Origin of the sequence: Micromonospora sp. M51 (assembly GCF_018070305.1) — a bacterium.
In the GTDB taxonomy this organism is placed as follows: Bacteria; Actinomycetota; Actinomycetes; order Mycobacteriales; family Micromonosporaceae; genus Micromonospora; species Micromonospora parva.
In genome coordinates, this window is record NZ_JAGPXZ010000342.1 from 1 (window position 1) to 6,287 (window position 6,287).

Consider the following 6,287-nt stretch of genomic DNA (forward strand, 5'->3'; position numbering starts at 1 on the left):
GTCTGGAACGCCCTGCTGGCGCAGGGGGTGCTGGTCCGTGACGTCGGCCTTCCCGGCTGGCTGCGGGTGACCGCCGGCACCGCCGCCGAGACCGACGCCTTCCTTTCTGCGATGGAGACTGTTCAATGAGCCGGACCGCCCGGGTGGAGCGGATCACCAAGGAGACCAAGGTCCTCGTCGAGATCGACCTCGACGGCACCGGTGCCGCCGAGATCAGCACCGGCGTCGGTTTCTACGACCACATGCTGCACCAGATCGCCCGGCACGGTGGTTTCGACCTGACCGTGCGGACCGTGGGCGACCTGGAGATCGACGCGCACCACACGATCGAGGACACCGCGCTCGCCCTGGGTGCCGCGTTCGACCAGGCGCTGGGCGACAAGGCCGGCATCCGGCGCTACGGTTCGGCGACGGTGCCGATGGACGAGGTGCTGGTCCGGGCCGCTGTGGACCTTTCCGGTCGGCCGTACGTGGTGCACGACGAGCCGGTGCTCGCCCCGTACATCGGTCCGGTGTACGCGACCAGCATGACCCGGCACATCTGGGAGTCCTTCGGCCAGGCGGCCCGGGTCACGTTGCACGTGGACGTGCTGCGGGCGGCCCGGCCGGGCGGTCACCCGGACGCGCACCACGTGGTGGAGGCACAGTTCAAGGCGGTCTCCCGCGCCCTGCGCGAGGCGACCTCGATCGACCCGCGTTCGGCAGGTGCGATCCCGAGCACGAAGGGTGCTCTCTGATGAGCGCGAGGAGTGCAGCGCAGCGGAGCCCCGCAGTCGCGAATGGACGGTGGCTGATGAGCGCGAGGAGTGCAGCGCAGCGGAGCCCCGCAGTCGCGAATGGAAGGTGGCTCTGATGGGTGCGGCGTTGCCGACGTTGTTGTTGATCCTGGCCGGGGTCTTGGTGGGTGGCACCTGGTCGCTCTACCGGCAGGGCGCGCCGAAGGTCGCCGTGTTCGTCACCGCGGCGCTCGCGGTGCTCGCCACTGTCGCCGGGGTTCTGCGGCTGCTGCCGGAGAACGGGTGATCGGGGTGACGGCATGAGTGACGTGGTGGTGCTCGACTACGGCTCGGGCAACCTGCGCTCGGCGGAGCGGGCGCTGGCCGCCGCCGGAGCGGATGTCCGGGTGACCGACGACCTGGCCGCCGCGGCTGCCGCCGATGGTCTGGTGGTGCCGGGTGTGGGCGCGTACGCGGCGTGCATGGCGGGGATCGAGGCGTTGGGCGCCGGTCCGGTGATCGCCGAGCGGGTGGCCGGTGGCCGGCCGGTGCTGGGCATCTGCGTGGGCATGCAGGTGCTCTTCGAGCACGGTGACGAGCACGGCGTGGTGACCAAGGGGCTGGGGTTGCTGCCCGGCGGGGTGACCCGGCTGGCTGCCGCCCGGTTGCCGCACATGGGCTGGAACACGGTCCGGGCCCCCCGGGAGTCGGTGCTGTTCGCCGGGTTGCCGGAGCAGAGCCGTTTCTACTTCGTCCACTCGTACGCGATGGGCGACCCGGCGGCGCTGGCCGCCGCGGGGGCCACGGTGACCACCGCCCACCACGACACGGATTTCGTCGCGGCGGTGGAGCGTGGCTCGTTGTCGGCGGCCCAGTTCCACCCGGAGAAGTCCGCCGAGACCGGTGCCGCGTTGCTGCGCAACTGGCTTGCCACGTTGCCCAACGGTGGGTGAGCGTCGTCGCGCGGTGCCCGGTCGGCGGGTGTCGCGGTGAGCCGGGAGCGGGCCCGCCGGCGGGCGCAGCGGGAGGCGGAGCAGGCCCGGGAGCGGGCGGTCCGGCAGCGCCAGGTCGCTCGCCGGCAGCGCCGTCGGGCGGTGGTCCGTCGGTTGACGCCGCGGCTGCGGCGGGGTCGTTCCGGGCGGCTGGCCCGGCACAGTCGGGGTGAGCGGGCCGCGATCGTGCTGCTCACCGGCGCGGCGTTGATCCTGATCTGGACGTTCGTTGACAACCTGGCGTTGCGTATCGCGCTGATCGTGCTCTTGCTGCTCGTACTGCCGGCGATCGTCGTGATCGCCCTGGACCGTCGTACCTGATCGAGGAGAAGACCGTGAGCCTCACCCTGTTACCCGCCGTCGATGTCGCTGACGGCCGGGCCGTCCGGCTCGTGCAGGGCGCCCTCGGAAGCGAGAGCGTCTACGGTGACCCGTTGGAGTCCGCGCTGGCCTGGCAGCGGGACGGCGCGGAGTGGATCCACCTGGTCGACCTGGACGCGGCGTTCGGTCGGGGCACCAACGCGCACCTGCTGGCGGAGGTGGTGCGCCAGTTGGACGTGAAGGTGGAGCTCTCCGGTGGCATCCGGGACGACGAGTCGCTGCGCGCGGCGCTGGGCACCGGGGCGGCCCGGGTGAACATCGGGACCGCCGCGTTGGAGGATCCGGTCTGGTGTGACCGGGTGGTGGCGGAGTACGGCGACCGGGTGGCCATCGGGCTGGACGTGCGGGGCCACACCCTGTCGGCGCGGGGTTGGACCCGCGACGGCGGTGACCTGTACGAGGTGCTGGAGCGGTTGGACAAGGCGGGCGCGAGCCGGTACGTGGTCACCGACATCACCAAGGACGGCACCATGCGCGGGCCGAACCTGGATCTGCTGCGCGAGGTGTGTGCCCGTACCGACCGGCCGGTGATCGCCTCCGGTGGGGTGTCCACTCTGGACGACCTGCGGGCGTTGGCGACCCTGGAGTCGGTCGGGGTGGAGGGTGTCATCGCCGGCAAGGCGCTCTACGCGGGTGCCTTCACGGTGGCCGAGGCGCTGCGGACGTTGGCGCAGGCGTGACGACGACCCGGCTCGGGTCGGGTGGCCCGTGGGAGCAGCGTTACGGCTACTCCCGGGTGGTCCGTGCCGGTGAGCGGGCCTGGACGGCCGGGTGCACGGCGACGGTGGACGGCCGGGTGGTGCACGTGGGTGATCCGGCCGCGCAGACCGCGCAGGCGCTGCGGATCGGGCTGGCCGCGCTCGCCGAGGTGGGTGCGGAGCCGGGCGATGTGGTGCGCACGAGGATGTACGTGACGGACCGGTCGCACGCCGACGAGGTGGGTCGGGCCCACAACGCGGTCTTCGGTGCGGTCCGGCCGGCGGCGACCCTGGTGGTGGTGGCCGGTCTGCTGGACCCGGAGCATCTGGTCGAGGTGGAGTTGGAGGCGTACCTCGGCGATCGCTGAGGTACGCGTCCGGTCGGCCTGCCGGCCGGCTCACGGACAGATAAGCTGTGCACAACTTAATTGTGGGCTACTTTTCAACGGTGACCGATGACCTGGTGCTGCGCCGGCAGGTGTGCTTCGCGCTCTACGCCGCGTCGCGCGCACTGACCGACGTCTACCGGCCGATCCTCGACGAGGTCGGGTTGACCTACCCGCAGTACCTGGTGCTGCTGGTGCTCTGGGAGCGTCCCGACGACGCCCCCACGGTGTCCGAGTTGGGCGCCGAGCTGCGGCTGGACTCCGGCACGCTCTCCCCGCTGCTCAAGCGGCTGGAGGGGGCGGGCCTGGTGGTGCGGCGGCGGTCGGCCCGCGACGAGCGGCGGGTCGAGGTGGGCCTCACCGAGCAGGGCCGGGCGCTGCGCGAGCAGCTCTGCGACGTCCCGCTGCGGATCGCTCAGGCCACCGGGCTGGGCCTCGGCGAGTTGGTGGCGCTGCGCGACACCCTCACCCGGGTCACCGACACCATCCACCGACAGAAGGAGCAGTGAGCACCATGCAGGTTCTCTACACCGCGTCCGCTACCGCCACCGGCGACGGCCGGGACGGCCACGTCGAGACCTCCGACGGCACTGTCGCGCTCGACCTGGCCGTGCCGAAGGAGATGGGCGGCGCCGGCGGTGCGGCCAATCCCGAGCAGCTCTTCGCCGCCGGCTACGCGGCCTGCTTCCACAGCGCGCTGCGGGTGGTGGCCCGCCGGGCCAAGGCCGACGTGACCGGTTCCGTGGTCGCCGCCGAGGTGGGCATCGGCCCGAACGGCAGCGGCGGCTTCGGGCTCACCGTGCAGCTCGTCGTCGACCTTCCCGCCGCGTCCCGCGAGGTGGCCGAGCAGCTCGTCGAGCAGGCGCACCAGGTCTGCCCGTACTCCAACGCCACCCGTGGCAACGTCGACGTCACGCTGACCGTCCGCGAGACCCTGCCCGCGTGACACCGCGGCACCCGGCCCCCACCCGCGGACGAGAGGACAACCATCCAGTGACCGGCAACCGCGAGATCCACCTGGCCAGCCGCCCCCAGGGCTGGCCCACCGAAGACACCTTCCGGCTCGTCGAGACCGACGTCCCGACGCCCGGACCGGGCCAGATCGTGGTCCGCAACCAGTTCATGTCGGTCGACCCGTACATGCGCGGACGGATGAACGACGTCAAGTCGTACGTGCCGCCGTACGCGCTCGACGCGCCGCTCGACGGGGCCGCGATCGGCGAGGTGGTGGCCAGCGAGGCGGCGGACATCGCCGTCGGGACCACCGTCCAGCACGGGCTCGGCTGGCGGGAGTACGCGCTGCTCGACGCGACCGCCGCCCGTCAGGTCGACCCGGACGTCGCCCCGGTCAGCGCGTACCTGAGCGTGCTCGGCATGACCGGGCTGACCGCGTACGCCGGGCTGCTGGAGGTGGCCGCGATGAAGCCCGGCGAGACGGTCTTCGTCTCCGCCGCGGCCGGTGCGGTCGGCAGCCTGGTCGGCCAGATCGCCAAGCTCAAGGGCGCCGGCCGGGTGATCGGCAGCGCCGGCTCGCCGGCCAAGGTCGAGCGGCTGCGGGCGCTGGGCTTCGACGCCGCCTTCGACTACCACGACGGGCCGGTCCGTGAGTCGTTGCGGGCGGCCGCCCCGGACGGCGTCGACGTCTACTTCGACAACGTCGGCGGCGACCACCTGGAAGCCGCGATCTCGGCCATGAACCTGCACGGCCGAGCCGCGATCTGCGGCATGATCTCCCAGTACAACGCCACCGAGCCGTCGCCCGCGCCGCGCAACCTGGCGCTGGTCATCGGCAAGCGGCTCACCCTGCGCGGCTTCCTGGTCAACGACCACCACGACGTCCGGCCGGCGTTCGTGCGCGACGTCGCGGGCTGGCTGCGCGACGGCACGCTGTCCTACGACGAGACGATCGTGGACGGCATCGAGAACGCCCCGGCGGCGTTCCTCGGCCTGCTGCGCGGCGACAACCTCGGCAAGATGCTCGTCAAGGTGTGACCGAGGCCTCGTTCACGGCGGTCGACCCGATCGGGTCGACCGCCGTGCCGCGGGCGGAGGATAGGCTCGCGGCATGACGCTGGCGGTACGGGTGATCCCCTGTCTGGACGTGGACGCCGGGCGGGTGGTCAAGGGGGTCAACTTCCTCGACCTGCGGGACGCCGGCGACCCGGTGGAGCTGGCCGCCGCGTACGACCGGGCCGGCGCTGACGAGTTGACGTTCCTCGACGTCACCGCGTCCTCCAGCGACCGCGGCACCATGCTCGACGTGGTGCGCCGCACCGCCGAGTCGGTGTTCATCCCGCTGACCGTCGGCGGTGGGGTCCGGCAGGTCGCCGACGTGGACACGTTGCTGCGCGCCGGGGCGGACAAGGTCGGCGTCAACACCGCCGCCATCGCCCGGCCGGAGCTGATCGCCGAGATCGCCGACCGGTTCGGCCGGCAGGTGCTCGTGCTCTCCCTCGACGTGCGTCGGTCGTCGACCGGTGCCACGCCCAGCGGCTTCGAGGTCACCACGCACGGGGGTCGACGCGGCACCGGCATCGACGCCGTGTGGTGGGCACACCGGAGCGCCGAGTTGGGCGCGGGGGAGATCCTGCTCAACTCGATGGACGCCGACGGCACCAAGGCGGGCTTCGACCTGGAGCTGATCGCCGCGGTGCGAGCGGTGGTGGACGTGCCGGTGGTGGCCAGTGGGGGTGCCGGTGAGGTGGCCCACTTCCCGCCCGCTATCGGCGCCGGCGCGGACGCGGTGCTCGCCGCCAGCGTCTTCCACTTCGGCGAGCTGACCGTCGCCGAGGTCAAGGACGCGCTGCGCCTCGACGGCCACCCGGTGCGCTGAGCCGCTCAGCGCTCGCCGGAGTGCCCCTCCGGTGACCGACGCGGGGTGGGGATCGAACGGACCGCGTACTCCTGGACAGCCGCCGCGTGGTCGGCCTCGTCCAGGATCCAGTCGGCGCTGCCGGGCGCGTGCCGGCGGGTCAACACACCCTGCACGGTGTCCACCATGGTCGCCACACCCGCGCGCGGGCGGGTACGCCAGAGCGTCTCACCCTCGGCGGTGATCCGGAACCAGCCGTCGGCGACGCTGACCAGCCCGGCGCCGACGGCTGGTTCCGGATC

The 6,287-nt window shown here is 72.5% G+C and carries 10 protein-coding genes and 2 pseudogenes; 11 read left to right on the forward strand and 1 reads right to left on the reverse strand.

Features of this window, described 5'->3' with window-relative positions:
* The 11 genes and pseudogenes from KBX53_RS18695 to hisF all read left to right on the forward strand — a co-directional run.
* Window positions 1-129: pseudogene (locus tag KBX53_RS18695) on the forward strand (histidinol-phosphate transaminase); the annotation flags it as partial.
* Window positions 126-737 carry an imidazoleglycerol-phosphate dehydratase HisB gene (hisB, locus tag KBX53_RS18700; RefSeq protein ID WP_030334475.1) on the forward strand — a complete coding sequence of 204 codons (612 nt, stop codon included), beginning with the start codon at window positions 126-128 and terminating at the stop codon, window positions 735-737. The pseudogene KBX53_RS18695 and the gene hisB, both read left to right, overlap by 4 nt.
* Before the next feature lie 115 nt (window positions 738-852).
* Entirely contained in the window at window positions 853-1,023 is a 171-nt protein-coding gene (locus tag KBX53_RS18705) for a hypothetical protein (protein WP_167337319.1), read from the forward strand.
* A 13-nt stretch (window positions 1,024-1,036) separates the two neighbouring features.
* Window positions 1,037-1,669: an imidazole glycerol phosphate synthase subunit HisH gene (hisH, locus tag KBX53_RS18710; RefSeq protein ID WP_210860670.1), complete on the forward strand. Its 633-nt coding sequence runs from the start codon at window positions 1,037-1,039 to the stop codon at window positions 1,667-1,669.
* 36 nt (window positions 1,670-1,705) lie between these two features.
* On the forward strand, window positions 1,706-2,029 hold the full coding sequence (locus KBX53_RS18715; RefSeq protein WP_030334472.1) for a hypothetical protein: 324 nt from the start codon (window positions 1,706-1,708) through the stop codon (window positions 2,027-2,029).
* A 14-nt stretch (window positions 2,030-2,043) separates the two neighbouring features.
* The gene (priA, locus tag KBX53_RS18720) at window positions 2,044-2,769 is read left to right on the forward strand and encodes a bifunctional 1-(5-phosphoribosyl)-5-((5-phosphoribosylamino)methylideneamino)imidazole-4-carboxamide isomerase/phosphoribosylanthranilate isomerase PriA (RefSeq protein WP_030334470.1); all 726 of its coding nucleotides are present in this window, start codon (window positions 2,044-2,046) and stop codon (window positions 2,767-2,769) included.
* Window positions 2,766-3,155 (forward strand): RidA family protein, encoded by a 390-nt coding sequence (locus KBX53_RS18725; protein WP_030334468.1) that lies wholly within the window; start codon window positions 2,766-2,768, stop codon window positions 3,153-3,155. Before priA ends, KBX53_RS18725 begins: the two co-directional genes overlap by 4 nt.
* Window positions 3,156-3,235: 80 nt before the next feature.
* Window positions 3,236-3,682, forward strand: coding sequence for a MarR family winged helix-turn-helix transcriptional regulator (locus KBX53_RS18730; protein ID WP_030334465.1), 447 nt, complete (start codon window positions 3,236-3,238; stop codon window positions 3,680-3,682).
* Between the two features lie 5 nt (window positions 3,683-3,687).
* Window positions 3,688-4,119 carry an organic hydroperoxide resistance protein gene (locus KBX53_RS18735; protein WP_030334464.1) on the forward strand — a complete coding sequence of 144 codons (432 nt, stop codon included), beginning with the start codon at window positions 3,688-3,690 and terminating at the stop codon, window positions 4,117-4,119.
* 47 nt (window positions 4,120-4,166) lie between these two features.
* Window positions 4,167-5,165 (forward strand): NADP-dependent oxidoreductase, encoded by a 999-nt coding sequence (locus tag KBX53_RS18740; protein ID WP_210860671.1) that lies wholly within the window; start codon window positions 4,167-4,169, stop codon window positions 5,163-5,165.
* Between the two features lie 73 nt (window positions 5,166-5,238).
* Window positions 5,239-6,006 (forward strand): imidazole glycerol phosphate synthase subunit HisF, encoded by a 768-nt coding sequence (hisF, locus tag KBX53_RS18745; RefSeq protein ID WP_210860672.1) that lies wholly within the window; start codon window positions 5,239-5,241, stop codon window positions 6,004-6,006.
* Between the two features lie 5 nt (window positions 6,007-6,011).
* On the opposite strand, the pseudogene KBX53_RS18750 reads toward hisF, so the two are convergent.
* A pseudogene (locus tag KBX53_RS18750) lies at window positions 6,012-6,287 on the reverse strand (hypothetical protein); the annotation flags it as partial.

Coding starts and splice junctions, on each gene's coding strand:
- hisF (WP_210860672.1), top strand. CDS start 5,239: ATGACGCTGGCGGTACGGGTGATCCCCTGTCTGGACGTGGACGCCGGG.
- hisH (WP_210860670.1), top strand. CDS start 1,037: ATGAGTGACGTGGTGGTGCTCGACTACGGCTCGGGCAACCTGCGCTCG.
- KBX53_RS18705 (WP_167337319.1), top strand. CDS start 853: ATGGGTGCGGCGTTGCCGACGTTGTTGTTGATCCTGGCCGGGGTCTTG.
- hisB (WP_030334475.1), top strand. CDS start 126: ATGAGCCGGACCGCCCGGGTGGAGCGGATCACCAAGGAGACCAAGGTC.
- KBX53_RS18735 (WP_030334464.1), top strand. CDS start 3,688: ATGCAGGTTCTCTACACCGCGTCCGCTACCGCCACCGGCGACGGCCGG.